This is a genomic window from Mangrovimonas yunxiaonensis, from assembly GCF_000733475.1.
Classification (GTDB): Bacteria; Bacteroidota; Bacteroidia; order Flavobacteriales; family Flavobacteriaceae; genus Mangrovimonas; species Mangrovimonas yunxiaonensis.
The window spans coordinates 428145-454205 of sequence record NZ_JPFK01000007.1 but is presented as its reverse complement, the minus strand read 5'-3'; the positions used below and the strand labels follow the sequence as shown (position 1 = coordinate 454205).

24 protein-coding genes are annotated in these 26061 nt (G+C 39.0%); 7 read left to right on the top strand and 17 right to left on the bottom strand.

The window, feature by feature from the left end; all coding sequences use genetic code 11:
- Positions 1 to 95: 95 nt before the first annotated feature.
- From IA57_RS12395 to IA57_RS12385, 4 genes are all read right to left on the bottom strand, one after another.
- The gene (locus IA57_RS12395; protein ID WP_051881031.1) at positions 96 to 1292 is read right to left on the bottom strand and encodes a glycosyltransferase family 4 protein; all 1197 of its coding nucleotides are present in this window, start codon (positions 1290 to 1292) and stop codon (positions 96 to 98) included.
- A 101-nt stretch (positions 1293 to 1393) separates the two neighbouring features.
- Positions 1394 to 2326, bottom strand: a complete 933-nt coding sequence (locus tag IA57_RS12505) for a glycosyltransferase family 2 protein (RefSeq protein WP_160171689.1) — start codon at positions 2324 to 2326, stop codon at positions 1394 to 1396.
- A gap of 1 nt (position 2327) precedes the next feature.
- Positions 2328 to 3305 (bottom strand): glycosyltransferase family 2 protein, encoded by a 978-nt coding sequence (locus tag IA57_RS12390; RefSeq protein ID WP_051881030.1) that lies wholly within the window; start codon positions 3303 to 3305, stop codon positions 2328 to 2330.
- The gene (locus IA57_RS12385) at positions 3284 to 4249 is read right to left on the bottom strand and encodes a glycosyltransferase family 2 protein (RefSeq protein WP_051881029.1); all 966 of its coding nucleotides are present in this window, start codon (positions 4247 to 4249) and stop codon (positions 3284 to 3286) included. Before IA57_RS12385 ends, IA57_RS12390 begins: the two co-directional genes overlap by 22 nt.
- A 532-nt stretch (positions 4250 to 4781) precedes the next feature.
- Between IA57_RS12385 and IA57_RS09420 the strand changes: the two genes are divergently transcribed.
- Together IA57_RS09420 and IA57_RS09415 are read left to right on the top strand one after the other, a co-directional pair.
- Positions 4782 to 5531: a hypothetical protein gene (locus IA57_RS09420; RefSeq protein ID WP_036122475.1), complete on the top strand. Its 750-nt coding sequence runs from the start codon at positions 4782 to 4784 to the stop codon at positions 5529 to 5531.
- Between the two features lie 267 nt (positions 5532 to 5798).
- Positions 5799 to 6020, top strand: coding sequence for a hypothetical protein (locus IA57_RS09415; protein ID WP_169738984.1), 222 nt, complete (start codon positions 5799 to 5801; stop codon positions 6018 to 6020).
- Between the two features lie 70 nt (positions 6021 to 6090).
- Here IA57_RS09415 and IA57_RS12380 read toward each other — a convergent pair whose 3' ends face one another.
- From IA57_RS12380 to IA57_RS09360, 12 genes are all read right to left on the bottom strand, one after another.
- Positions 6091 to 7041, bottom strand: a complete 951-nt coding sequence (locus IA57_RS12380) for a glycosyltransferase family 2 protein (protein WP_051881028.1) — start codon at positions 7039 to 7041, stop codon at positions 6091 to 6093.
- Between the two features lie 7 nt (positions 7042 to 7048).
- Positions 7049 to 7912, bottom strand: coding sequence for a glycosyltransferase (locus IA57_RS09405; RefSeq protein ID WP_160171688.1), 864 nt, complete (start codon positions 7910 to 7912; stop codon positions 7049 to 7051).
- A gap of 20 nt (positions 7913 to 7932) precedes the next feature.
- The gene (locus tag IA57_RS09400; RefSeq protein ID WP_051881027.1) at positions 7933 to 8865 is read right to left on the bottom strand and encodes a glycosyltransferase family 2 protein; all 933 of its coding nucleotides are present in this window, start codon (positions 8863 to 8865) and stop codon (positions 7933 to 7935) included.
- Positions 8862 to 9341: a DapH/DapD/GlmU-related protein gene (locus tag IA57_RS09395; RefSeq protein WP_036122465.1), complete on the bottom strand. Its 480-nt coding sequence runs from the start codon at positions 9339 to 9341 to the stop codon at positions 8862 to 8864. The genes IA57_RS09400 and IA57_RS09395 overlap by 4 nt, the downstream gene beginning before the upstream one ends.
- A 7-nt stretch (positions 9342 to 9348) precedes the next feature.
- Complete coding sequence (locus IA57_RS09390) at positions 9349 to 10290, bottom strand: LbetaH domain-containing protein (protein WP_036122462.1); 942 nt, start codon at positions 10288 to 10290, stop codon at positions 9349 to 9351.
- A 10-nt stretch (positions 10291 to 10300) separates the two neighbouring features.
- On the bottom strand, positions 10301 to 11362 hold the full coding sequence (locus IA57_RS09385; RefSeq protein ID WP_036122459.1) for a DegT/DnrJ/EryC1/StrS family aminotransferase: 1062 nt from the start codon (positions 11360 to 11362) through the stop codon (positions 10301 to 10303).
- Between the two features lies 1 nt (position 11363).
- The gene (locus tag IA57_RS09380; RefSeq protein WP_229730302.1) at positions 11364 to 12584 is read right to left on the bottom strand and encodes an ABC transporter ATP-binding protein; all 1221 of its coding nucleotides are present in this window, start codon (positions 12582 to 12584) and stop codon (positions 11364 to 11366) included.
- Positions 12581 to 12757, bottom strand: coding sequence for a hypothetical protein (locus IA57_RS12660; RefSeq protein WP_169738985.1), 177 nt, complete (start codon positions 12755 to 12757; stop codon positions 12581 to 12583). The genes IA57_RS09380 and IA57_RS12660 overlap by 4 nt, the downstream gene beginning before the upstream one ends.
- On the bottom strand, positions 12754 to 13113 hold the full coding sequence (locus IA57_RS09375) for a four helix bundle protein (protein WP_036122456.1): 360 nt from the start codon (positions 13111 to 13113) through the stop codon (positions 12754 to 12756). The genes IA57_RS12660 and IA57_RS09375 overlap by 4 nt, the downstream gene beginning before the upstream one ends.
- A gap of 138 nt (positions 13114 to 13251) precedes the next feature.
- Entirely contained in the window at positions 13252 to 14097 is an 846-nt protein-coding gene (locus IA57_RS09370) for an ABC transporter permease (protein WP_036122454.1), read from the bottom strand.
- A gap of 735 nt (positions 14098 to 14832) precedes the next feature.
- Positions 14833 to 17298: a polysaccharide biosynthesis tyrosine autokinase gene (locus IA57_RS09365; RefSeq protein WP_036122452.1), complete on the bottom strand. Its 2466-nt coding sequence runs from the start codon at positions 17296 to 17298 to the stop codon at positions 14833 to 14835.
- A gap of 1 nt (position 17299) precedes the next feature.
- The gene (locus IA57_RS09360; RefSeq protein WP_036122448.1) at positions 17300 to 18094 is read right to left on the bottom strand and encodes a polysaccharide biosynthesis/export family protein; all 795 of its coding nucleotides are present in this window, start codon (positions 18092 to 18094) and stop codon (positions 17300 to 17302) included.
- Positions 18095 to 18200: 106 nt separating this feature from the next.
- Here IA57_RS09360 and IA57_RS09355 point away from each other — a divergent pair, with 106 nt between their 5' ends.
- From IA57_RS09355 to secA, 5 genes are all read left to right on the top strand, one after another.
- Positions 18201 to 20066, top strand: a complete 1866-nt coding sequence (locus tag IA57_RS09355) for an ABC-F family ATP-binding cassette domain-containing protein (protein ID WP_036122445.1) — start codon at positions 18201 to 18203, stop codon at positions 20064 to 20066.
- 9 nt (positions 20067 to 20075) lie between these two features.
- Entirely contained in the window at positions 20076 to 20858 is a 783-nt protein-coding gene (locus IA57_RS09350; protein ID WP_036122441.1) for an O-methyltransferase, read from the top strand.
- Positions 20859 to 20911: 53 nt separating this feature from the next.
- Positions 20912 to 21484: a cob(I)yrinic acid a,c-diamide adenosyltransferase gene (locus IA57_RS09345; RefSeq protein ID WP_036122439.1), complete on the top strand. Its 573-nt coding sequence runs from the start codon at positions 20912 to 20914 to the stop codon at positions 21482 to 21484.
- A gap of 138 nt (positions 21485 to 21622) precedes the next feature.
- Positions 21623 to 21844: a DUF2795 domain-containing protein gene (locus IA57_RS09340; RefSeq protein ID WP_007648604.1), complete on the top strand. Its 222-nt coding sequence runs from the start codon at positions 21623 to 21625 to the stop codon at positions 21842 to 21844.
- Between the two features lie 153 nt (positions 21845 to 21997).
- Positions 21998 to 25354, top strand: coding sequence for a preprotein translocase subunit SecA (gene secA, locus IA57_RS09335; RefSeq protein ID WP_036123288.1), 3357 nt, complete (start codon positions 21998 to 22000; stop codon positions 25352 to 25354).
- Here the strand turns inward: secA and IA57_RS09330 are convergent.
- Entirely contained in the window at positions 25351 to 26043 is a 693-nt protein-coding gene (locus tag IA57_RS09330; protein ID WP_036122435.1) for a peptidoglycan DD-metalloendopeptidase family protein, read from the bottom strand. The genes secA and IA57_RS09330 overlap by 4 nt on opposite strands.
- Positions 26044 to 26061 lie beyond the last annotated feature (18 nt).

The following is a 26061-nucleotide window of genomic DNA, read 5'->3' as shown; positions in this document are numbered from 1 at the left end:
GAAACAAGTTCAGCATGACAAAAAGTTGTGAACAGGAAAGTGCTGAAATATCTAACTATAGGCAGACAGGAGCACAACAAAGATGTGAAAGTTATCTATTTATGCTCCCTAACAACCGCTTCATACAACGCTAAAAACTGTTGTATACTATCTTTAGCATTAAACTGCGTTTTTACAAAATCGTGTGCTTGTTGGGTTATGGTTTGTAATTGCTCGTTAGGGGTTTTATGCATATCGGTAATGGCTTGTGCCATAGCTTCGGGATCGCGAATAGGTACCAACCAACCTGTTTTGTTAGGTAGCACCACTTCGGGCATACCACCACAATTGGTAGAAACTACTGGAAGACCTATAGCCATAGCTTCCAAAACGACGTTCGCTATGCCTTCACTTAAACTGGGTAACAAAAACAGATCAAATGTTTTTAAATAGGCAAACAATGCGTCTTGAGGCACATGATCTTTAAAGACCACAACATCTTCTAGGGACAAATCATTAACCATAAACAGCATATCTTCTGGTACTGGCTTTGAGGCAATAATGGTATACGTTACTTGAATCCCTTGTGCTTTTAACAACTTAATGGCTTTAAGCGCATAATCGTAGCCTTTTACCCAATGGTAACGCCCTACAGAAACTATATTTAGAGTTTCATTAACTGCTTTAGCAGGTGTAAAATGGTTAAATACAGCATCTGGTAATATCGTGTAAATGGTTTTAACGTTGTCTGCTGTTGCTCCATAAGACAAAGCCTCGGTTTTCATATCTTGCGATACGGCATGAAAGGCATCGACTTTTGGAAAGTAATCGTGGTAACTTTGGGCTAAAGCGGCATCGGCTTTTGGCGAAATATGAATGTGTGTGCCTCGTAAACTCACCACCACTTTGCCCCCATAGGCTTCTTGTAAAAAGAGCCAACGCGAGAGTTTTTTGGCCCATTGTAGATGAAATACATGGGGTTGATGTAATAACACCGGAACAAAACGCGAAAACCGCATCCACTGCTCGTAGCGTGTTGTATAGGTTAAGGCTTGACGAATGGCCATATTTAATAGTTTTGGTGACTTGAAAAGCAACCTAAAACTTCTAATACCCGTTAACCACACATTTTTAAATTGCTTGGTTGGGGTTTCGATGATGGTCATGTTGGGGTTGTTATACTGTACCGCCTTTTTAATGGTGCCAAACAACAAGACCTTATGGTGCTTGGCAACCCCTTCTATCAGATGCTCGATAAAGGTTGATGACGGGATGGTGCCTGTGTAAATGGCTATTTTAAGCTGTTTCCTCATAATTTTCAACTAATTAAACTTCTTAAATTTTTCAGAAGCTCCAAATCAACCACATCTTAATTTCATCTTTTATATTAAAAGAATCATCTTTATCTAAACCCTTATTTAAGAAAGGAATATCCTATCCCAAATACTTTATATACCCCCCCCATCAACACCCCCACGTACAGTCTTTTCTTTTGAGAGAAACTTAAATCATATAAGCTCCTTTTTTTTATGCAAGTATAAGCCTTGCACAACTCTTTATGCTTTAACAAACTAGTAAACTGCTTATGAAATTGCACCTTTAGACTAAATACCGTCTCTGTGGTTAATTTCAAATCATTTTTATTAATAATCAAGTATTCATTAACTTTTAATTTATAAGGTGCTTTTAAAGGATAGTTATTCAGTCTAGAGTCATGCTCTCTTTGCCTAACTGCAACTTGATTAGTTACTATTGGCTTTAATCCAAATTGCATGGCCTGTATATGATATTTAAAATCATCTCCTGTCATTAGCTTTTCATCAAACTTCAACTGACACCTTTCCAAACTTATTTTTTTCCATAAAGGTACGTTAATGCTCCATCCTATTTTTTTGGTTATAAAATCATTAATGGGGTCTTCACTCCAAAGAGAGGTGTTCCAATACATTTTCTTTGGCGTTCCGTTTTTTCTAAAAAATGAAGACTGACTAATGGTAAAATCAAAATCCCCAGAAGCTAAATGTTTTAAATCTGTTTCCAGCTTTTCAGGATGCATCAAATCATCACTATCAAACCAATTAATATACATCCCTTTACTTTTAGTAAACCCGTAATTCCTGGCAGCCGAGGGCCCTTTAGGCAAATTGCTTGGTTTTTTGTAGTAAGTGATGCGCATATCCTTTTCTATATACTTTAAAACTACTTCCTCAGTATCATCAGTAGAACCATCATCCACAATAATACACTCCCATTGCTCATACGTTTGATTTTGTATCGATTCAACTGTTTCACCTATTAAATGTGCTCTATTATATGTTGGTATAATGATAGATATTAAGGATTCCAATTTATTTATTTTTAAGATTCAGCAGGTTATACCCTCTATTAGACAAAACATAAATCAAAAATCCCATAATAGTTCTAGGTATTAGAAGATAATATTTTAATAAAAACTCCCTTTTCACTAATTCCAAAAAAATATAAAACTTGACTCCATCTCCCTTTCTTAAAGCCAATTTCAAATAGGCATAGTATCTTGATATTACATAATCCTCGACCAATGCTTTATCTATTGATGGTTCTTTTTTTATCTCCTGCAAATGAAATGTTAAGGTAGTGAAATAAGATTTAAGCTCATCCTTATTAAGCTTCGATCTTTCTTTTGATAAAGAGTTCTCATGAACCCTATTTTGCACTATGGCAGAGTCTAGGAATATTATACGTGGATTGTTATATAGCATTCTTAAATTAAAGTCCCAATCATCTCCATTTCTAAGAGTTTCATCAAAAAGCATTTTTTTATTTATCAAAAAATCCCGTTTCCATAACGCCCCACAAACAAAAAAATTAATACGGCCAGTAAAAAAATCTTCCAAGAGCTTATCTGAAGCTATATCATAAGTCTTTAATAGCTTATAATCATTAAATCTTATCAATTCAACTTTAGAAACAACAGTGTCTATATCATTTTTAAAATGCCCCAACCAAGTCTCCAATGCTTTGAGTTTATAAATATCATCACTATCAAAAAAATTAACATAATCACCCTTGCTTTGTTCAAACCCATAATTGCGACAACTGCAAGGTCCTTTAGGCCTTTCAGCCGGTCTGTGGTAATACCGAAACCTAATATCTCTTTCCATATATTCTGCCATAAGGTCTTCTGTACCATCCGTACTCCCATCGTCCACCACGATGCACTCCCAATGGGTGTAAGTTTGGGCTAAAATAGAATCCAACGTCTCTCCAATAATGTGGGCACGATTATAGGTAGGGATGATGACGGATATCAAAGGAGCATCTATCATATTTTTATATCCTTCCATCGTTTGTAAACTTGGTAACTACTTGCTTTAAATAATAACATCAACCCACCTATGATTTTGAATTCTAAATAAAACTTAAACTGACTGTTTTTCAAAATTGGAACTAAATTGGTGAAAATATATTCTGTTGTGGCTTCATCTTTATATTTTAAACCTTTATTAAAATGTATCAAAAGTGTTTGCACGCAATGTGTAATTAGTTCTTTGTCTTCTATCTTTATAGACCGTTTAAGGTTTTCTAAATAAATATAGCTTTGAGAATACTTAAATTCTGAAATATATTCTTTATTTACAGCTGTTTTTGTGTTTTTATGTTGTCTATATAAAAATAAAGGGGCATGTAAAATTTTAAAACGCTTCGCTGGTAATTTAAAAAACAAACGGGAAAAAAACTCTGTCTCTTGTCCTCTGGTTATTTTATCACTAAATAACATTTTATCCTCTAAAAAGTTTTTTCTAAATAAAACTGATGGTGTTAATATATGGACATCCCACAAAACATAATCTTTATACAAAAATGTTTGAAGGTTTAAATCAATACTGTTTTGTTTAACTAAACTACTACTCACATAAAACCCAGAACATATTACAAGCTCTAAGTCTTTTGTAAATACATCCATCTTTCTTTCAATAAACCCCGGCAACATCAAATCATCACTATCAAACCATTGTATATACTCGCCTTTACTTAACTCAAACCCATAATTTCGTGCCCCATTACCTCCTGGTAAATGGCTGTCCGGTCGTTTATGGTATTGTATGCGTGAGTCTTTCCTTATGTAGGTTTTTAAAATATCTTCGGTATTATCAGCACTACCGTCATCCACCACAAGACACTCCCAGTTGGCATAGGTTTGTGCTAACACACTGTCTAAGGTTTCACCTATTAAATGCGCCCTATTATAGGTAGGGATAATAATGGAAACTAGTGGGTGTTCTGGCATGTTTAATAATTAGATAGCTAATATAATGAACCGCTGTGAGTATTTAGGTATTAGTTGGTTGTTTTGATGTTTTCATACACGTGGTTTGTGTATAGTTATTTTAGGACGGGTCACGTCTCATCACTTCGCCGTACATACCCCGTAGATACGCCGTACATAGTCCGTACAAATACCCAACAGAATCACAACACGAAAAACACTAAAAAACAGCAAAAACAACGAAAAACAGCAAAAATCAAAATAAGAACCATTTATAATCAAAAGCCCTCTAAAACAAAGAACCGCATATCAAAACATCAAAAAAATGATAAAACATAAAAGAAAAACAACTACACCCTAAACACCTAAAAATCAAAAAAGAGACTTTGGAGTATAAAATATATTTGTCTCAAGCATTGTCGTTAATAGATCTTGCAGTTGAAATTTATATGTAGGAGCTCATACATAGGTGCACCAATTAAAAAGCTATAGCAACGCAATGTCATTTTTGTTTAACTCGTATGCACAATAGCATACATAAATATTTAAAGTTATGGCTAAATATAAAAGCCTTTTTAAAGTAGAAGGATCGTTAGACGATGTAAACTTCTACAAGACCGAAGACGGATACCGCATGAGAACCAAAGGCGGCGTAAGTAAAGACCGTATTAAAAGCGACCCAGCGTTTCAAAGAACACGTGAAAACAATAGCGAGTTCGGGTCTAGCGCTTCCAGCGGAAAGCTATTAAGACGAGCTATTATTGATATGGTGTCTAATGCTAAAGACAGTAAGTTAGCATCCCGATTAACACAAGTGATGTCGCAAGTAAAAAATGCCGACCTAACATCAATACGAGGGAAGCGAAATGTAGCTGTAGGCATTCAAACACCAGAAGGAAAACTGCCTTTAAAAGGGTTCGATTTTAATAGAAAATCAAGCCTATCTGAAGTGTTGCTAAGCGATTGGACGTTAAACACCGCAACAGGCGAAGTGATAATAGATGATCTAACACCAGATCAAAAGTTAAACATCCCTGAAGGCGCAACACATGTCGAGTTTAGTTGTGGATTTCTAAATCTAGATTTCGATACCGAAACTAAGGACATGCAATTAAGTAACATAGAAAACCTGCCTATTAATGGCACGGCAACAACCGTTACCCTAACGCCCGTAGCACCAGCTACTGGAAGTGGGCAGGCCTTTTATTTACTTAAGGTGGCTTTTTTCCAGGAAATTAACAACGTGCAGTATCTGCTTAAAAACGGAACCTTTAATGCCTTACAAATTTTAGAGGTAGTATAGTTGTGTAGCGTTTAAACACCAGGCTAATATGGTTTATTGGCTTGGTGTTTTATTATAAAGTCTCAAAAAAACACGATAGAGATATTACTTTTTGTAGGAGTAATTGTGTTAAATGTTGATAAGCTGTTAAGAAGAATTAACACGAAATGTTAAAACTCTTAATGAGTTTCCCTAAATTGCTAAAAACCAAACTATTTTTAAATTTTTTTATTATGAAAACGATGAATCTAAAAAGCAAAGAGAAATTTAATTTATTGTATAATGGGAATGAAAAGATTATGCATATACCCTAAAGAGGTTGCTATAATTATAGGAAAATCGCAAACAACAGCACAAACACTAGTGCGTACGATTAAAGATGTTTACGAAAAAGAAAAACACCAAGCACTCACCATACGCGAGTTCTGTGATTATATGGGGTTAGACTACAAAGAGGTTTTTAACATGGTTAATGGCATAAAAACAACCAATGATAAAAAATCAGCCTAATACAAAATCTCTCACACCGCAATACTCACTTTCCCTGTCTTGGCTTTTAACCCCACCAAACCACGACTCACTACGGCAAATCCGGAAAGGCCTTAAACAACTCTTTTCTAAACACATACCCTTTCCCAAAAACGTTATAAGACCATAACATAGGTCCTAAAAACATACCTCTTATTCCTAACTCCTTAAACACTTGCCAATAAAACAACTTCTTTTCTGCGACTAAAATCTGTCGTTCTTTATAAGTAGCATGCAAACAAATACACAATAGCAACAAACGTGTTTCTTTATTCGCTTGATGTTTTATGTCTAAATAAGTATGCCATTTTGCTCTACAATAACTTTGAGTTAATTTAAACTTATCATCTAAACCAGCCCGTATAGATTGCTCATGATGCCTACGTAAAGAAACAACTTTATCAATAAAACTAGCATTTACAGATTTATGTACCAATTTACAGTAATAGTTATATTCTTGTCCTGACTGTAAATTTTCATTAAAAGATATAGATTTAGCAATGGATACCTTTATGCAAACGTCTAAGGTTAACCAATTTATCATTTGACTTACGTAATTATAAGGTGTAATTTCGCAAGTATCAAACTTGTAATATTCAGCAAGACAATCAGTATCATAATTAAAATACTCGGTTTTGGTTATACAATAATCAAAATCACCTATTTCTATAGCTTGAATTTTAGTTTCCAAATGATCTGGCGTCATTAAGTCATCACTATCAAAAAACACCACATAATCACCCTGCGCCTGTTCCAGACCAATATTTCGGCACGTATTAGCCCCTTTCAATCTGGTATTTGGGCGCTCAAACAACTTAAACCGATTATCGTTTGCCACATAGCTAGAAACCATCTTAACCGTATTATCAGTAGAGCCATCATCAACAATTATACATTCCCAGTTGGCATAGGTTTGTGCCAAAATACTCTCTAGAGTTTCGCCTATTAAATGGGCGCGGTTGTAGGCTGGAATGATAATAGATACTCGTTTATTTGCTTTCAAAAAAAAACTACTTTATATATAAAAATTTTTTATTAGACTTACTCAAACTCGAATAGGTCTCTAATTCATTTAAATTGGAACGTAATACGTTCAACTTCTTTAAAATACGCTTGCAGTTGTTAAACTTTAATCTGAAAAGATTTTTAATAAAAGATTTATACAATATAATGCTTTCATCTTTAAAGTTAACTTTTGAAGCTGGGTTTAATAGTTGTACTTCAAATAAAGTGGTATCAATTTTTTGTGATTTAGATATGGAGTCTTTTTGAACTCTATCGTGATACCCAAAGGTATTTAAAACCACACCTAGCTTAAACCCCTTATAATGAACCCGATTAATATAATCTCTATCCTCACCATATAGAAAAAAATAAGGATTAAAACCACCTACCTCTTTTAAGCATTCCTTAGAAATTAACCATAATGCGGCATTTACAAACTCTATCTCTACTAAGTGATTTTTATTTGTAGACTTTTGGGGTAAAAAACAATCTGTTAAAAATGTTTTAGAGCGTTTTATATAATTTAGAAAATTATAATCTAAAGTATCACCTCTACCATTCAAATGCATCGGACTCAAAACACCATACTCTGGATACTGTTTGTGTACTTCTACCATCTGTGTAATGGTAGTCTCTTCCAAATACGCATCTTGATTAAGCAAAAACACCTGCTTTGCACCATGGTTTAGCGCATAACTAACACCTAAATTATTGGCTTGCCCAAAGCCTAAATTGGTGTCTTGTTTTAATAATGTGACGTTTGGAAACTGCTGTTCTATAAAACCTACCGTATCATCGGCAGAAGCATTATCAACTACAATTACAGGATAATCACCGCAGCTTTTTAGACATTGATCTATCCAATTCATCCCATTGTAGGATACAATAATTATGTAGATTTTTTGAGAATACATTTATTCTTTATTTTTAACACAAGTAGTTTTACCAATTTTTTAAAACTTAATTTCTTAATTAAAATATTATCATTAGGCAATTTGCGACTAAATTGATTAAAATACTCATCTATACAATGTATTTGTTTTGCTAAAAGCAAATTTTTATACTCATCATTATTTAAATATGATAAAATACATGATTGATACTTCAAAATGTTTTTTTGATAAGATAGAGCATTTAAACCAGAATATAATCCAACACCTACTCTATAAACCGCCATTTCATCCTCCAATCGTTTTATATAACCATTACTGGCCAAAATAATATATAGAAAATAATCTCCTATAGGAGACGAATATAATTCAAAAGGGAATTCCTTTAATGTATTTCTAAACATTACAGAAGGGGTGTGTATAAAATTACCATAACGCAGCAATTCATTTATAGTAACTGGTAATTTTTTTATTTTATTATACCTTTCAATTGTAATATCATCCGATTCTTCTAGTTCACTACCTTTCAACAATTTCACCTTATGAAAACATATGGTAAAATCTTCATTTCCTTCCAAAAAATCTACCTGCTTTTGTAGCTTTAAAGGGTCTGTCCAATAATCGTCTCCTTCGCATAAAGCAATGTATTTACCGCTACAAGCTTTTAAATTTTCTATAAAATTATAACGTCCTGTAGGGTTGCCGTTTATATAAATCACATCTTTACGTGAGCGTAAAAACAGTTTTATTTTATCGGGGTAATTATTGGCATAGTCTATACAAATCTCACGGGTACCATCTGTACTTTCATCTTCCCCCAAGATAATTTCAAATGGGAATGTGGTTTCCTGCATGAGAATGCCATCTAGGCATTGTTTGATGTAATTAACATGTTGGTAGGTTACAACACAAACACTTAGTAACGGCCTCATAAATTTTCTTTATAGAATTTAGCAGGGATCCCAATCCAAATTTCATTAGATGGTACATCCTTTGTAATAAAAGACATAGAGCCAGTTATTGAATTATCTCCAACCACTATTCCATGTTGCAAAACTGTGTTTGTCCCAATAAAACAATTTTCTCCTATTTTTGCTCCTCCAATTGCTTCTTTACCCGAATCTAAATTATTTGTCATTACTCTAGGAGAAACATAAGTATTACTTCCTATCACACAACCTCTTGCAATAATAGAATCATACCTTAAAGTAACATTATCTCCAATAATACAGTTCCCTGAAGTACTTACTCTCGAATCTATGAAGCAATTTTTTCCAATAATTGTATTTTCCCTTAACTCAACATAATTTTTAATAATGGTTCCATCTCCTATAACTACGCCATCCTCTATTACTACATAGTTACCAATTTCTACATTTTCACCTATTTTTGCTTTACTTGAAATCATAATAAATTTATTGTTTTGGCTTAGGCATACCAGACATTTGATTTTGAATATCGTATTCTTGAGCTGGCACTCCTTTTAAAAGTTTATTTTCCTCACTTGTGTTTTTAACAATAACGGCTCCAACCCCTACTATGGTTTTGGCATGTATTTTAATTTTTGGCCTAAAAACAACTCCAGACCCTACAAAAGAATAATCTCCAATAACTGTATTCCCTCCTGTAATTACATTGTTAGCTAAATGCACATAATTTCCTAAAATACTACCATGCCCAATTCTACAACCTGGAGCTAAATAGGAGCTAGCCCCTATAGTTGTTTTTTCATTAATAGAACCTCTTACAATTACTGTATTAGCTCCTAAAAAACAATTTTCTTTTATTTCTACCCCGCCTAACTGCGGCTGTAATATTTTCTCTTCTTGATTTTTATCCCACACCCAGGCAACACCTCTAGCTCCAATTACAGACATGGTTTCTAAAATAGTATTTTTTCGAATTACGCTGTTTTTATGAATTTTACAATGACTACCAATAATAACATTATCTCCAATAATAACATCCTTTTCAATAACACAAAAATCATCAATCTGCACATTATTGCCTAGTTTCACCTCTGGATCGACTCTTGATGTAGCTGCTATAACACCTGTTGATTTAGTTCCAAAAAACTCAAGCATTATTAAGTAATAAACATGTTGCGGGTCATGTTCAAGTAAATAAACATACTGATTTGAACAGTCCATAGTAACCTTAAAATCATTAGAAACAAGAAACAAAGAATGATTTACTTGTAATATCTTAGCATCAGTGCCTGTAAAAAAATAAAACCCGAAATCAACAGGATTAAACAAAGAAGCTAATTCATATTTACCTACAATCGAATCATTACACTTAAATGAAATTGCATGTTTATTTAAAAATTCCTTTATTTCTTTAAAATCTAATTTCATTTATATTTTTTTAAATAAACTTACTCACTATACCCTTTATTTGATTTTTTGATAATCCCAGATACAACGGCAAACACATTACCCGTTTAGATATGGCTTCTGCTATTGGCATTGCATCAGTTTTTAAATACGGTAAGGTATTTAAACTTGGGTAAAAGTAGCGTCTAGGAAATATGTTATTTTCGTTAAGCTTTATTTTAGCCTTGAGCAACTGTGTTTCATTTTCAAAAATCACCGGGTAATAACTATAATTCCACTGGGTGCCTTCCCGTAATTTTAATGGTTTTAGAGGCAAACTAGCCAAAGCCTCATTATAAGATGCCACTACTTGTTTTCGCTGTTCCAAAATGGTTTCCATATACGGCAGTACCGCCAAGCCCATAGCTGCTTGGGGTTCGCTCATCTTGGCATTTATTCCCAAACCTTTAAAGGCTTCCTGTCCCTCATGCCCAAAGTTGTGATGGGAAAACATGACATCGTAATACTCAGGCTTGCAAAACAAAGCGCCTCCTTCTCCCGTATGAAACAACTTGGTCGCATGAAAACTACAGGTACTCACATCGCCATAGTTAAAAATAGGCTGCCCCTTATATTTTACCCCAAAACAATGGGCGGCATCGTAAATCACTTTTAACCCATACTTATCAGCAATAACCTGTATCGCTTCTACATCACAGGGGTTTCCAAAGACATGTGTTGCCAATATGGCTGTGGTCTTTGGGGTTATTGCGGCTTCTATTTGGGTCTCGTCTATAGTTAAATACTCTGGATGGATATCTACAAAAATAGGCGTACAGCCTTCCCAAATAATACTACTGGTCGTAGCTACATAACTAAAGGGGGTGGTAATAATTTCCCCTGTTAACCCTAAGGCTTTTATTGCTATTTGTAACGGCAAGGTGCCATTGGTCATGGCTATGATGTTGCCAACTTCTAAATAGTCTTTTAGTTTAGCTTCAAGTTCTTGTACCAAAACGCCTCTATTGGTCATCCAACCCGTATCCCAAGCCCGTTGTAAAATAGCTTGATATTCCTCTTGAGGGGGTAAAAAGGTTTTGGTTACGTTTATCATATCATTTAAGTTCTACAGCTACATCTGTTTGTAGTTCAAAGGGAACCCACATACTCTTATCTCCTACAGCCGAAAATTTTATAAAATTGTTCACCCTCAAAATGGGGCTGTTGCTTTCAGCATCTTTTACACTAATATCAATACCATAAGCCCCTAGTGTAAACATTGAGTTTTTAATGGTAAAATAATACTTTAAATACTTGGCATCTTTAACCTCAATAGATTCTTGGCCACTTTGCACTCCTGCCACAGGCCTTAAATCTTTATCCTTTATCTCCATATATACGGTAGGTACCACTTTAAGAGCTCCTTTCTTTATAGCAAAACAAAGGCTTATTCCTATATCTTGTCCTCTCAACACTTGACCTTGTTCTAAATCGCAATTGTGGGACAAAAACTCTAAACTCCCATCATCAAACACCACATTGCTTTCATTATTAGCAAACCGCGTATAATACAAATCTATGCCTTTAGCAACATTAGTTCCTTGAAACTTAGGTTTTCCATGCTCCATTAAAATCATCTGGTTACAAATACGGGACACCATAGGCATACTATGGCTTACAAATACGATAGCCGTGTTGGGCAAAATAGTATCAATTTGCTTAAAACACTTTAATACAAACCCTAAATCTCCCACCGCCAACACCTCATCAATAATCAAGACATCGGGTTCCATTTGGGCCGCTACCGCAAAGCCTAGGCGTACTTTCATGCCACTGCTGTAATGTTGTACGGGCATATCGATAAAGTCCTCTAGCTCGGCAAACGCAATAATGTCGTCTAGCTTTTGGGTGATTTCTTGCCGTGAAAACCCTAACACCGCCCCATTGTTATAAATGTTTTCGCGCCCTGTAAGTATGGGGTTAAAGCCAGCCCCTAACTCTATAAGTGCCCCCACACGGCCTTTGATGGTGACTTTACCGGCATCGGGGTTAATGAGGCCGTTTAGTATTTTAAGCAGGGTGCTTTTTCCTGCGCCATTATGCCCTATCAGGCCTAAACACTCCCCACGGCGCAGCTCGAAACTCACATCTTTTACCGCCCAGAACTCTTTGGGGCGCAGTTCGCGCTCGTGCTTGTTGCCACGAACCCCGCTTACCAAGTCCTTAACACCATACCATAAGCTGGTCTTGAGGTCTTTGCAGAATTTTTTGCTGAGGTTTTCTACTTTTACGAGGACTTCCCTATCGGATTGTATGTTGTGTTCGTTGTTCTTCAATTGTTACTGTTGTCGGTTATCGGTTGTCGGTTGTCGGTTGTGGGTTGTGGGTTGTCTGTTTTCGGTTGTCTGTTTTCGGTTGTGGGTTGCGGGTTGTCGGTTATCGGTTGTCGGTTTTGGGTTGTGGGTTGTCGGTTGTGGGTTGTGGGTTGTCTGTTAACTGAGAACTTCAAACTTTCCAATGTTGTTCTACATAATTTTTAAAACTATATATTTTTGCTCCTAAGGCATCATATTTTGAAATTAAATCATTTACGTCTAATTCGTATAACTGCTCTATCATTTCTAACTGGCTTAAACATTCTAAAAGCGATGCATGTGCATACACTAAAAACTTAATAAAGTCCTGCTTGTAACCACGCCTCCCATAGCCTTCAACAATATTATCTTTTATAGATTTAGATGATCTTCTCAACTGACTTCCTTGCTCGTAAAGTTCGTACTTAGGGAGCTTTAATGTTAATTCGTGTACTTCAATAGCATATTGGAAAGCTAACACATAAACCTCTAAATCTTTATAACTTTTCATTTTTCTTTATTTCGGTTGTCGGTTGTCGGTTGTGGGTTGTCGGTTGTGGGTTGTCGGTTGTCGGTTGTAACAGAAAACTGATAACTGATAACTGATAACTGATAACTGATAACTGATAACTGATAACTAACACCTCCTCTACGCACTCATTCGTTCTACAATAATAGGAATAGACACTCTATAAAACACCAAGCCTACAAACAACAGTGGCACACAAGCTAATAATAATCCGATATAATAGGGTAAAAACTGTAATGGTTGTCCTAAAGCCAAGTCTCTCGCCGTAACGATAACAGGGGTAAACGGATTCCATAGCATGATGCTTCTCATAATACCCTCTTTAGGAATAGCATATACTACAGGTGTGACGTACATGACAAACCCTAGTCCGAAACTAATCAATCGCCCTACATCTTTATACAGCATGCCAATAGGGGTTAAAAACAAGCCTATGGTTATTCCAAAAAATACCGCGGCTAATAACGCAAACGGTAACAGTAATAAACTCCAATGAAACCCGACACCAAACACAAAAATAAACACGACTAGCAAAAGGACTTTTATCGCACTGTTAAAGAGCAACTTAAAAATCCCTGACACCACTAAGGCTTCCTTAGGAAAATTAATCTTGGTTAAAATAGATTTTGCTGCATTGGTGCTAGAGATGGGCGTATTGATTGCCTCTTTAATAATAGACCACAACAAGGTTCCTGAAAACGCATACACCGGATAGGGCACTCCGGTATCGGTTAGCCTAATGGTACCCGTACTGTTAAGGAATATCCAAACAAAAGCGGTGGTTAATGGTGTAATAAAGGCCCATAAAATCCCAAAATACGATTGACGGTACTGGGCTTTTATGTCGCGAACCGCTAATTGGGTGGCTAAAAACCGGGAGGACACCATATCGGTTAACGATGCCCGTAACAGCTTTCCAAACCGTAGGTTATTTTCCTTTTGGTACACGCGCGTTTCTAAGCCCATACAGTTGTTAAATACTTCTTAAAGGCTAAGATAACAATTGCTATGACAAACAAAAACTCTCGTATAAAAAAACGCATGGGGTAAGTTTGTTGGAGCTTTATGGTTGATATGATGTTGTGGGTTGTGTGGCGTGAGAAGCAAGAATTAAGTATTAAGAATTAAGTATTAAGAATTAAGAGCCAGGAATCAAGACGGGAGTTGTGAGTGGTGAATCGTAAAACGAAAACGCTTTTAAACTTAAAACAGCCCATGTCATCCTATGTTTGCAAAAGGAGAAATATATTAATAATTAAATTGGAGGATTATTAATGAAAAAGGAGAAAGAGCATAATAAGCAAGAAGGTATAAAACGGAAAAAAACAGCAAAAAGAGACACAATAAAATAGAAAAAACAAAACAAGACTCCCCCTTTAGGGCTGGGGCTCAGACCTTCTCAAATAAATAAAACAAAACAAGATTCCCCCTTTAGGGCCGGGGCTCAGACCCCTCTAAAAAAAGCCCATGTCATTCAGAGTGAGCGCCAGCGAAACGAAGAATCTCTTAAAAACACAATAAAGGCGTGAAGCGTGAGAAGCAAGAATTAAGAATTAAGTATTAAGAATCAAGACGGGAGTTGTGAGTGGTGAATCGTAAAACGAAAACGCTTTTAAACTTAAAACAGCCCATGTCATTCAGAATTGTCACGCTGAGTGCAATCGAAGTGTCAACGCAGTGCATGAAGGTCTCTTAAAAAACTTATTTAAAAATGGCTCGCAGGCGTTTCCAGAACGAGGGCTTTTCGGTTTCTAAATACCCTTTACCGTACACGCCATAGCCGTAACCATAACCGTAGCCGTAACCGTAACCATAATTTTGGTTGGATTTGTGCTTGTAGAAATTCAGCACAAAACTAATGTGTTTAATCTCTCCGGCGCGGTATTTGGCATTAATAAGTTGTAGCATGCCTTTTTTGGTGTAATCCAAACGCACCATAAAAATGGAAGTATCGGCATATTTTACCAGTTCTAAAGCATCGGTTACCAAGCCCAAGGGTGGAGTGTCTAAAACAATAATATCGTAAGTGGCCTTTAGTTGTGCGATAAGCGCATCCATAGGGTCTCCCATTAACAGCTCGGAGGGGTTTGGGGGTACCGGCCCAGATACCACCACATCCAGATTTTCAATGTGGGTGGTATTAATCACCTCTTCAATTGTATTGTCGCCTATTAGGTAATTAACCACGCCGCGGTCGTTACTCAGGTTAAAATCATCAAAAATCTTAGGCTTCCTTAAATCCAGTCCCAACAGTATGGTTTTCTTTCCTGAAAGTGCATAAACAGTCGCGATGTTTATCGAGCAAAAGGTCTTGCCCTCACCACTTACCGAAGATGTGACGAGTATGGTCTTTGCACCTTCTTTTTTAGTCCTGTTCAAAATAAACTGCAAGCTGGAACGAATGGCCCTAAAGGATTCTGATACGGCCGATTTGGGTTTTTCGTACACCACCAAATTGTTGTGATAGCGGTATTTTCCCAACAGTCCAAGAATGGGAATGGACGACAAGCGTTCAACCTCATCGGAGCCGTGTATGGTGCTATCTAACAAATAAATGATAAAAATAAGCAGCATGGGGGTGAAAAACCCAATCATTAACGCCATCATATAATTTAGCGATTTGTTAGGGCCTATCAACCCCCCTCCTATGTCTTTAGCCTCATCGATGGTAACAATATCCGAGACATTGGCAGCCTTAACAATAGCGGCCTCACTGCGCTTGTTCATATACACATTATAGGCCTCTTGACTAATGCTTAACTTGCGCTGAATTTTTAAATATTCCTGCTCGTCCTGTGGCAACTCATTAAGCTTTCCTTCCAACTGTGCAATGTTGCGGTTAATGGAGCTTAAATAAATATTGATGGTTTTTCTGGTGGCGTTTAGGGTTTCTAAAAGCACGTTCTTTTCCGAATCGATACGCCGATCCAAATCCATAAACAAAGGCGAATCGGGTTTGGTGGTATACTCCAAGTTTTGGCGCTCGATGGCCAATTGGGTGATTTTTGTAACGCTGCTTAAAATATTCCCCTCATTAATCCCCACCGATGTTGGGGCTGCTATGTTGGTATAATCGGTTTTGGTGCGTAAATAATCCTCTAGAGCATCTAAATATTTTAGCTTATTGCCCTCCTCTTCCCGTTGTTGCTCAAAGTCTTTTAGCCTCGCAGAGGTTTCAGTCATTTCACTGCTTACATTAAACACCTTGTTCTGTCGTCTGAAATTGTTCATCTCATCGTTAACATCCTTTAAACGCAGACTTTCCTTAGCCAAGCTGCTATCAATAAACTTAATGGTGTTTGATGCATACAGGTTTTTTCGCTCCAGCTCTAACGCACTTAGTATTCTGGTGGTGGCATTTAGGTAATCCACCAGCTTATCTTTATTATGCCCCGACAACGACAATTGCAATACCGAAGAGCTTTTGTTAAAAGGCGCTACCTTAATGCGGTTTTTATAGGCATTTACTACGCCATCGAAGTTTAAAAAACGAACATAAAAAACGCTTCCCGGTTTAATGGGGCGTGCATTTCTTAATGTTAGGGTTGCCTTAAAAAAAGGCAAGTCAATGGCTTCTCCCATACGATAGGTGTTCTTAAAGGCTCCTTGTGGTGTTTCGACCGACTGTTTTTCCTTAGTATCGTAGCGTTGTCCCGTAGCCTGGTTGCTGGCGAACTCGGCAAAAAGCTCGAAGCGCTCCGAATCGATAAACCGAATGCCCAGATTTTTATTCAGTACTTGTGGCGTGGTCGCATCTAAATGCACCACAAAAGGGGCTTTTTTATAAATGTCGACCATATGGTACTTCCCCTCCACCAGATAACTCATGTAATACTGCAGGCTATCTACCACCTTTTCGTTATGGGTACGGGTTTGTAAGGAGGTAATTACTTTTCCCATCTTTCCCGAAACGCCGCCCCAGTTAAAGGAAATGCTGGTATTGGCTGTAAAGAATGGATTTTGTTCGTTTTCAACAGATACCAACGAGCTTAAACGGTAAACGTTTTGCTTGCGCACATTAATCAAATAAGCGACAATCAGGGCCAAACCAATGCTTAAAACCACCAGTTTCCACATGTTAAGCACCTTAAACAGGTAGCCTTTAAAATCGAAGGTTATCCCCCCTTTATCCTGAAAATCCTGATCGTCAAATTCGGTATACGCCATCTTACAAACGGTTAAAAAGTAAAATAGAAGTGGTTACTAAAGAGAGTAAGGTGGCTACGGTAGCCACATTTTGCATAAAGGTCTCCCCAGTACCCCAGGTTTTCTGCCTTAGCGGTTTTACGTAAATGATATCGTTGGGCTGAATGTAATAAAATGGCGATTGCATTACGGCGGTATCGTTTAAATCGATATGATGCACTTTTTGCCCCTGCGGATACTGCCTAACAATTAACACCTCTTTTTTGTTGCCCGTTACCGGAATCTCGCCCGAATTGGCAATGGCCTCAAAAATATTCACCTGCTCCTGAAACAAGGTTTTGGTTCCCGGGCTGCCCACTTCGCCCATAACGGTAAAGCGCATTCCAGCTAATTTTACGGTAACAAATATGTTGGCCGTGGCCTTAAACTGCTCGCTTAATAATTTGGTCTCTAAAAGTTTTTCAATCTCTTCGGTGGTATACCCCAACACATTAATCGTTCCTAAGGTAGGCATGCGTATGTTTCCATGGGCATCGACCGTAAAGCCATCGTAATACGACTTCTCGCCGCTGGTCATGTTTAGGTTAGGACTGTCTATGGGATTTAAAATACGCACATTGTCTTGATCCAGAGCCTTTACCCGTATGGTAAGGATGTCGTTTATTTGCACCCGATACGGCTTTTGCATTTCCTTAACCACCTGTAAGGAATCTAAGGCCATCGACTTGTTTACAAAATATAAGGTATCCTTATGCGGGATACAGGATACCGAAAAAACGGCTAACAACAGTAGGAAAAGCCCCCTTAATGTCTTCATGAACAAAACCATGTTTATTCACAAATATAACTTTTAACAAGGAATAACAAAACTTATGGCTTTAATTTTGGCATTTATGTGTTTCTTTGCAAAAAGCCTGATTTAAGTGAATTACCTAACTGTTGAAAACATTTCGAAAGCCTACGGCGAACGCACCTTGTTCGAGGGCCTTTCCTTTAGCCTACACAAAGACCAAAAACTTGCATTGGTCGCTAAAAACGGCACCGGAAAGACCTCTATTTTAAACATGTTGGCCGGCGATGACACCCCCGATACGGGAAGCATTATTTATAGGAACGACATAAAAAAGGCCTTTCTGCCCCAAGAGCCAAAACTCGACCCCAACCTAAGCATAGAGGAAAGTATTTTTAATACCGATAACCCAACGCTAAAAATCATTGCGCAATACGAAAAAGCCCTAAAACAGCCCGAAGATACCGAAGCCTACCAAAAGGCTTTCGACCTGATGGATGTGCACCAGGCTTGGGATTTTGAAACCCAATACAAACAAATCCTTTCGCAGCTAAAACTGGAGGACCTCTCCCAAAAAATAAAGCATCTGTCTGGCGGACAAAAAAAGCGCTTGGCCTTGGCCATGGCCCTTTTGCAAAAACCCGATGTGCTTATTTTAGATGAGCCCACCAACCACCTGGATCTGGAAATGATAGAGTGGCTGGAAGCCTACTTTGCTAAAGCGGCCATTACCTTGTTTATGGTAACGCACGACCGCTATTTTTTAGAACGGGTGTGCAACGAAATTCTAGAACTAGACCAAGGCCAACTTTACAGCTACAAAGGCAATTACAGCTACTACCTAGAGCAACGGGACGCCAGAATAGAACGGGAAACCGTTGAAACCGGCAAGGCCAAACAACTCTATAAAAAAGAATTGGACTGGATGCGCCGCCAACCCAAAGCAAGAACAACCAAGTCCAAGTCCAGAATAGACGACTTTAAAACCATCAAGCAACTGGCCAAAAAGCGCAGAGATGACCACGAGGTGCAACTCGAACTTAATATGGAGCGGCTGGGCAATAAGGTGGTCGAGTTTCACAACGTCTCCAAACGCTTGGGCGACAAAGTGCTGTTGGATAAATTTAACTATACCTTTAAAAACGACGAGCGCGTAGGCATTATAGGCAAAAATGGCACCGGAAAATCCACATTCCTCAACCTGTTTACACAAACAGACACCCCAGACCAAGGGAAGGTTATTGTGGGATCTACCGTTAAATACGGCTACTATACCCAAAAGGGCATAACTATAAAACCCCAGCAAAAAGTGATTGAGGTGGTTCGGGAATTTGGCGATTACATCCCGCTAAAAAAAGGACGCCAAATTAGTGCGCAGCAGCTTTTGGAACGCTTTTTATTCGACCGTAAAAAGCAATACGATTTTGTTGAAAAACTTAGTGGTGGCGAGCGAAAACGCCTGTACCTGTGTACCGTATTAATTCAAAACCCCAATGTGCTTATTTTAGACGAGCCCACCAACGACCTCGATATTGTTACCCTTAATGTGTTGGAGAGCTTTTTATTGGATTTCCCAGGCTGCTTGCTTGTGGTCTCGCACGACCGCTATTTTATGGATAAAATTACCGACCACCTTTTTGTGTTTAAAGGAGCAGGTGTGGTCGAGGATTTCCCCGGAAACTATTCCGATTACAGGGCTTACGAAAGCAGCCAACCAGCGCCCCAAGCAGCAGAAGCTCCCGTAAAAAAGGAAAAAACCAACTGGCGGGAAGATGCCGGAAGCAAACTTTCCTACAACGAACAAAAAGAACTTAAAAGCATAGAAAGCAAACTAAGCACCTTAGCCTTCGACAAAAAAGCCTTGGAAGCCAAGTTTAACTCCCCCGATTTAACACAGGAGGACATCAATACGCTTTCGTTGGAACTTCAGGAGCTTATAAACGATATAGAACTTAAGGAAGAACGCTGGTTTGAATTATCCTCTAAACTGGAAGACTAGTCGCATTCTATGATGTTTCAACTAACCCAATACCTAAAATTCCTGTTGCATGCCACCAACGAGCATGACGTGCACTCGCCTTTTGTATACCAATTAATTACCCAGTGCCTATACGACAAAACCCCATACGCTGCCTACGGCAAATTAAAAAGCTATAGGCAGACCCTCCTTAAAAACCAAGCGATTGTTAGCATTACCGACCTCGGCCCTGGATCGAAACGCAGCAAGACGCCCGACCGTAAAATTGCCACTATTGCCAGACATTCGGGCTCGTCCTTGGCGAAAACCAAACTGCTGTACCGCCTAAGCCAGTACTTTAAATGCCGTAACTCCCTAGAACTGGGGACCTCCTTAGGCCTAGCCACACAAGCGCTGGGTATAGGAGCCCCAAACCATCGTGTAACCACCATTGAGGGCTGCCCCAACCTGGCCAAACTGGCCCAGCAAAACCTAAAAGCTTATCCCAATGTAAGCTGTCTTAACGGCTCCTTTTCAGAAGTCTTAACACAACTTCCCCAGTACCCCCCCTACGACTTGGTATTTTTTGATGGCAACCACACCCAAAAAGCCACTTTAAGCTATTTTGAGACCCTTTTGCCACACGCCCATAACGATACTGTGTTTATTTTTGATGACATTAATTGGAATCCAGACATGGCCGCCGCATGGGAGCTTATAAAAACACACCCCAAAGTGACCGTTACCATAGACACCTTCTTATGGGGGCTGGTTTTTTTCAGAAAAGAACAGGCCAAACAAGATTTTAAAATTAGACTCCCTTTCCTTTTCTAATTGGCAGATTACTTGCTACCTTTAGCGAACGTAAAACATACCGCATACCACAGATGAAAATATACACCAAAACCGGCGATAAAGGCACCACAGCCCTCTTTGGAGGAACACGAGTGCCCAAGCACCACATTCGCATTGAAAGTTACGGCACGGTAGACGAGTTAAACTCGCACCTTGGCCTAATTAGAGATCAGGCTATCGCACAACACCATAAAGACTTGTTAGCCCACATTCAGGACCGCTTGTTTACCTTAGGAGCCATATTGGCCACCGACCCGGAAAAAGCCGTACTTAAAAGTGGCAAAGAACGTTTAAACATCCCTAAAATCTCAGCAGAAAACATTGCCGTTTTAGAGCAAGAAATGGACGCTATGAATGAGGCGCTCCCACCCATGACACATTTTGTACTTCCTGGCGGGCACCAAACCGTGTCATTCTGTCATATTGCACGCTGTGTTTGTAGACGTGCCGAGCGTTTAGCTGCTGCACTTAACGACATAAGCCCCATAGACGATAAGGTTTTAATGTATTTAAACCGCCTTTCTGACTACCTTTTTGTGTTGGCACGAAAGTTGACCTACGACTTAAACGCTAAAGAAATTAAATGGATTCCTGATAAATTGTAACTAAAAAAAACACCAGGATTTCCAACGGCTTTCAACAGCAAAAAAGCGTTCTTTCTATTATTGTATAAATAATTCATTTTTTTCTTGACTTTTTGATGTAAAAATTTATTTTTGCAGAAAAATAAAACCGAATTACAAATGTATTGGACCTTAGAATTAGCATCTTACTTAAGTGATGCTCCATGGCCAGCTACTAAAGATGAGCTGATTGACTACTCCATTAGAACTGGAGCCCCACTTGAAGTAGTAGAAAACCTTCAGTCTATAGAAGACGAAGGCGATCAATACGAATCGATCCAGGAAATCTGGCCTGATTACCCAACAGACGAAGATTACCTCTGGAACGAGGACGAATATTAATATAAACAAACACAAAAAAGTCTCTTAAAAGAGGCTTTTTTTGTGTACTTAACACAACCTGAACAACGGTTATCTTACTTATAACCCCTTAGGTTAAACGAGCACCCACAGGAGTTGGCCATAAGCCAACCCTATAAAATAAACATAACACACATGAGTTTTTTAGATTCTGTACTAAAACTATTTGTCGGAGACAAATCTAAACAGGACGTTAAGGCTATCATGCCTATCGTAACTAAAATAAAATCGTTTGAAAGTGCCCTAGAAGGGTTGTCGCACGACGCCCTAAGAGCCAAAACCGAAAGCTTTAAAGCACAAATTGCCGAAGCCCGTAAGCCTTTCAACGATAACATAAACGCCTTACTAGAAGAAGCCCAAAATACCGAGGACATTGATAAACGCGATGAAATCTACCAAGATATCGATAAGATTAAGGATGAGATTTACACCGCTACCGAGGCCGTTTTAAACGACATCCTCCCCGAAGCCTTTGCCGTTGTTAAAGAAACAGCTAAACGCTTTACCAACAACCCCTCGCTAACCGTAACCGCAACCGCTTTCGACAGGGAGCTTTCGGGCGACAAAAGCTATGTTGTACTAGAAGATGACAAGGCCGTTTGGGCCAATTCTTGGGATGCCGCCGGAAAAGCCATTACCTGGGACATGATTCATTACGATGTACAGCTCATAGGCGGTGTGGCCATGCACCAAGGAAAAATTGCAGAAATGCAAACAGGGGAAGGTAAAACCCTTGTGGCTACCCTACCCGTATACCTTAATGCCCTAGCAGGAAAAGGGGTGCATTTAGTAACCGTAAACGACTACTTAGCCAAACGTGATAGCGCTTGGATGGCGCCTATTTTTGAGTTTCATGGGCTAACCGTAGACTGTATAGACTACCACAAACCCAACTCGGCAGCGCGTAAAAAAGCCTATAATGCCGATATTACTTATGGTACCAACAACGAATTTGGTTTTGATTACCTGCGCGATAACATGGCGCATGCTCCAGACGATTTGGTACAACGCCCACACCACTTTGCTATTGTAGATGAGGTGGATTCGGTGTTAGTTGACGATGCCCGTACCCCTTTAATCATTTCGGGGCCTATTCCTAAAGGTGATCGCCACGAGTTTAACGAACTAAAACCCAAAGTAGACGATATTGTAAGCGTACAACGCAAATACCTAACGGGTGTATTGGCCGATGCCAAAAAGCTTATTGCCGATGGCGATACCAAAGAAGGCGGCTTTCAGCTGTTGCGCGTGTACCGAGGTATTCCAAAAAACAAAGCCCTTATTAAGTTTTTAAGTGAAGAAGGGGTTAAACAACTGCTTCAGAAAACCGAAAACTTCTACATGCAGGACAACAATCGCGAAATGCCTAAGGTAGACGAAGCCTTATATTACGTGATTGATGAAAAGAACAACCAAATAGAGCTTACCGATAAAGGGGTAGAATACCTTTCTGGTGCCGACGACCCCAACTTCTTTATCATGCCGGAAATAGGTATGGAAATTTCTAAAATAGAAAGCCAAGGCCTCTCTAAAGAAGCCGAAGCCGAAGCCAAAGAAGACCTTTTCCGTGACTTCGGAATAAAATCGGAACGCATACACACCTTAAACCAGTTGCTTAAAGCCTATGCCCTGTTTGAAAAAGACATTCAATATGTGGTTATGGACAACAAGGTAATGATAGTCGATGAGCAAACGGGTCGTATTATGGATGGCCGCCGTTATAGCGATGGCCTTCACCAAGCTATCGAAGCCAAAGAAAATGTAAAAATTGAAGCCGCTACGCAAACCTTTGCAACGGTGACCTTACAGAACTACTTTAGAATGTACCGCAAGCTTTCCGGTATGACCGGTACTGCCGTTACCGAAGCTGGCGAATTCTGGGAAATTTACGAATTGGATGTGGTAGAAATTCCTACCAACAAACCCATTGCCCGCGATGACCGTGAGGATTTGGTATACAAAACCAAACGCGAGAAATACAATGCCGTTATCGAGGAGGTTACCGCCTTATCGCAAGCCGGACGCCCGGTTCTTATTGGTACAACCTCGGTAGAGATTAGTGAGTTACTAGGAAAAATGCTAAGCATTAGAAAAGTCCCTCATAACGTATTAAACGCCAAATTACATAAAAAAGAAGCCGATATTGTTGCCGAAGCAGGCCGCCCAGGACAGGTAACCATAGCCACCAACATGGCTGGTCGTGGTACCGATATTAAATTAACCGAAGCGGTAAAAGCCGCCGGCGGATTGGCTATTATTGGTACCGAGCGCCACGACTCCAGACGTGTAGACCGCCAGTTACGTGGTCGTGCAGGTCGTCAAGGTGACCCTGGAAGTTCGCAATTCTACGTGTCGTTAGAAGACAACCTCATGCGTCTGTTTGGTAGCGAACGTATTGCCAAAATGATGGACCGTATGGGGCTTGAAGAAGGCGAAGTGATTCAGCATTCTATGATTTCAAAATCTATAGAACGCGCCCAAAAGAAAGTAGAAGAAAACAACTTTGGGGTACGTAAACGCCTACTGGAATACGACGATGTTATGAACGCCCAACGTGAGGTGGTTTACAAACGCCGCCACCACGCCTTGTTTGGAGAGCGCTTGCGTGTGGATTTGGCCAACATGATTTACGATACGTCTGAGAACATTGCAGAAGCCAACAAAGCGACAAACGACTTTAAGAACTTTGAGTTCGAACTGATTCGCTACTTTTCTATGAGTGCGCCCCTAAGCGAGGCCGATTTTAACAAAAAAACACCTATAGAAATTGCCGGGATTGTTTACAAAGCCGCCTTTGCGCATTACCGCGAAAAAATGAACCGCAATGCCGAACTGGCCTACCCCGTAATTAAAAATGTGTACGAAAACCAAAGCGATAAATTTAAGCGCATTGTGGTGCCTTTTACCGATGGCGTAAAAACCCTACAGGTGGTTACCGATTTGGAAAAAGCGTATAATACTCAAGGAAAGCAGTTAATTACCGACTTTGAAAAAAACATTGCCTTAGCGATTATTGACGACTCTTGGAAAACCCATTTACGTAAAATGGACGAGTTAAAACAATCGGTGCAATTGGCCGTACACGAACAAAAAGACCCATTATTAATCTATAAGTTTGAAGCCTTTGAGTTGTTTAAGGGCATGATTGACCAAGTAAACAAAGATGTGATTTCCTTCTTGTTTAAAGGCGAGCTTCCCCGCGAAGATGCCAATGCCATTAGCGAGGCCAAACAAACCCGCCAAAAAGAGCAATTGGAAACCTCTAAAGAAGACATCCCCAACATGGATGAACGCGCTGCCCAAAGCCGTGCTGCTGGGAATACCCAACAACAGGCCGAGCCTATAGAAACCATTGTACGCGACAAACCAAAAATTGGCCGTAACGACCGTGTTACCATAAAACACGTGATGAGCGGCGAAAACAAATCGCTTAAGTACAAGCAAGCCATTCCATTACTGGAAAAAGGCGATTGGGTACTTGTAGAAGATTAATATACCTTTAATAAAAGATTAGGATCTGGACAGTTTGCAGCAAACTTGTCCAGATTTTTTTTGCTACATACCCCAGGATAATCCCCTTGGTAGCCTTCCATATCACGAATAATTTGAAAGTGGAGGTGCGGCGCATAATCGCCATTAACCTCTGCTGCCCCCAAAGTGGCAAAGGGCGTGCCTTTTTTTAATGTTTTTCCAACAGTAAGACCATCAATTGACGCCATGCTTAAATGCCCGTAAAGGGTATAAAACACCTCCTGCCCCATATCGTGTTTTAAAATTATGGTTGGCCCATAATCGCCATAATTGGTGTTGTTTTTAAAACTGTGTATGGTGGCCTCTAATGGCGCGTAAATAGCTTCTCCGGCATCTAGCCAGAAATCGACACCTAGATGTATGTTGCGCTCCACATTATTACTAGACGGATTAAAATAACCGCTGCGTTTATAAATATTGCGCTGTTCTAAATAGCCGCCATAAGCAACCTTAGCCTGATGTGTGTTTAAATGTGCCTGGATAAAAGCCTCCCACGCTAAAGAAGACGCCACGTTAAATGTGTGCAGCTGCGGGTTGGTTTCAGAAAGGTTAATCGGGACATAATCCTGAGGTTGCAATTCTGGGTTTAATACAGAAGCCGACTCTTGGCTTAAGGTTTCTAAAAACTGATGGAAAGTAATTGGGTTCATAGCCCAAAAATAACAAAC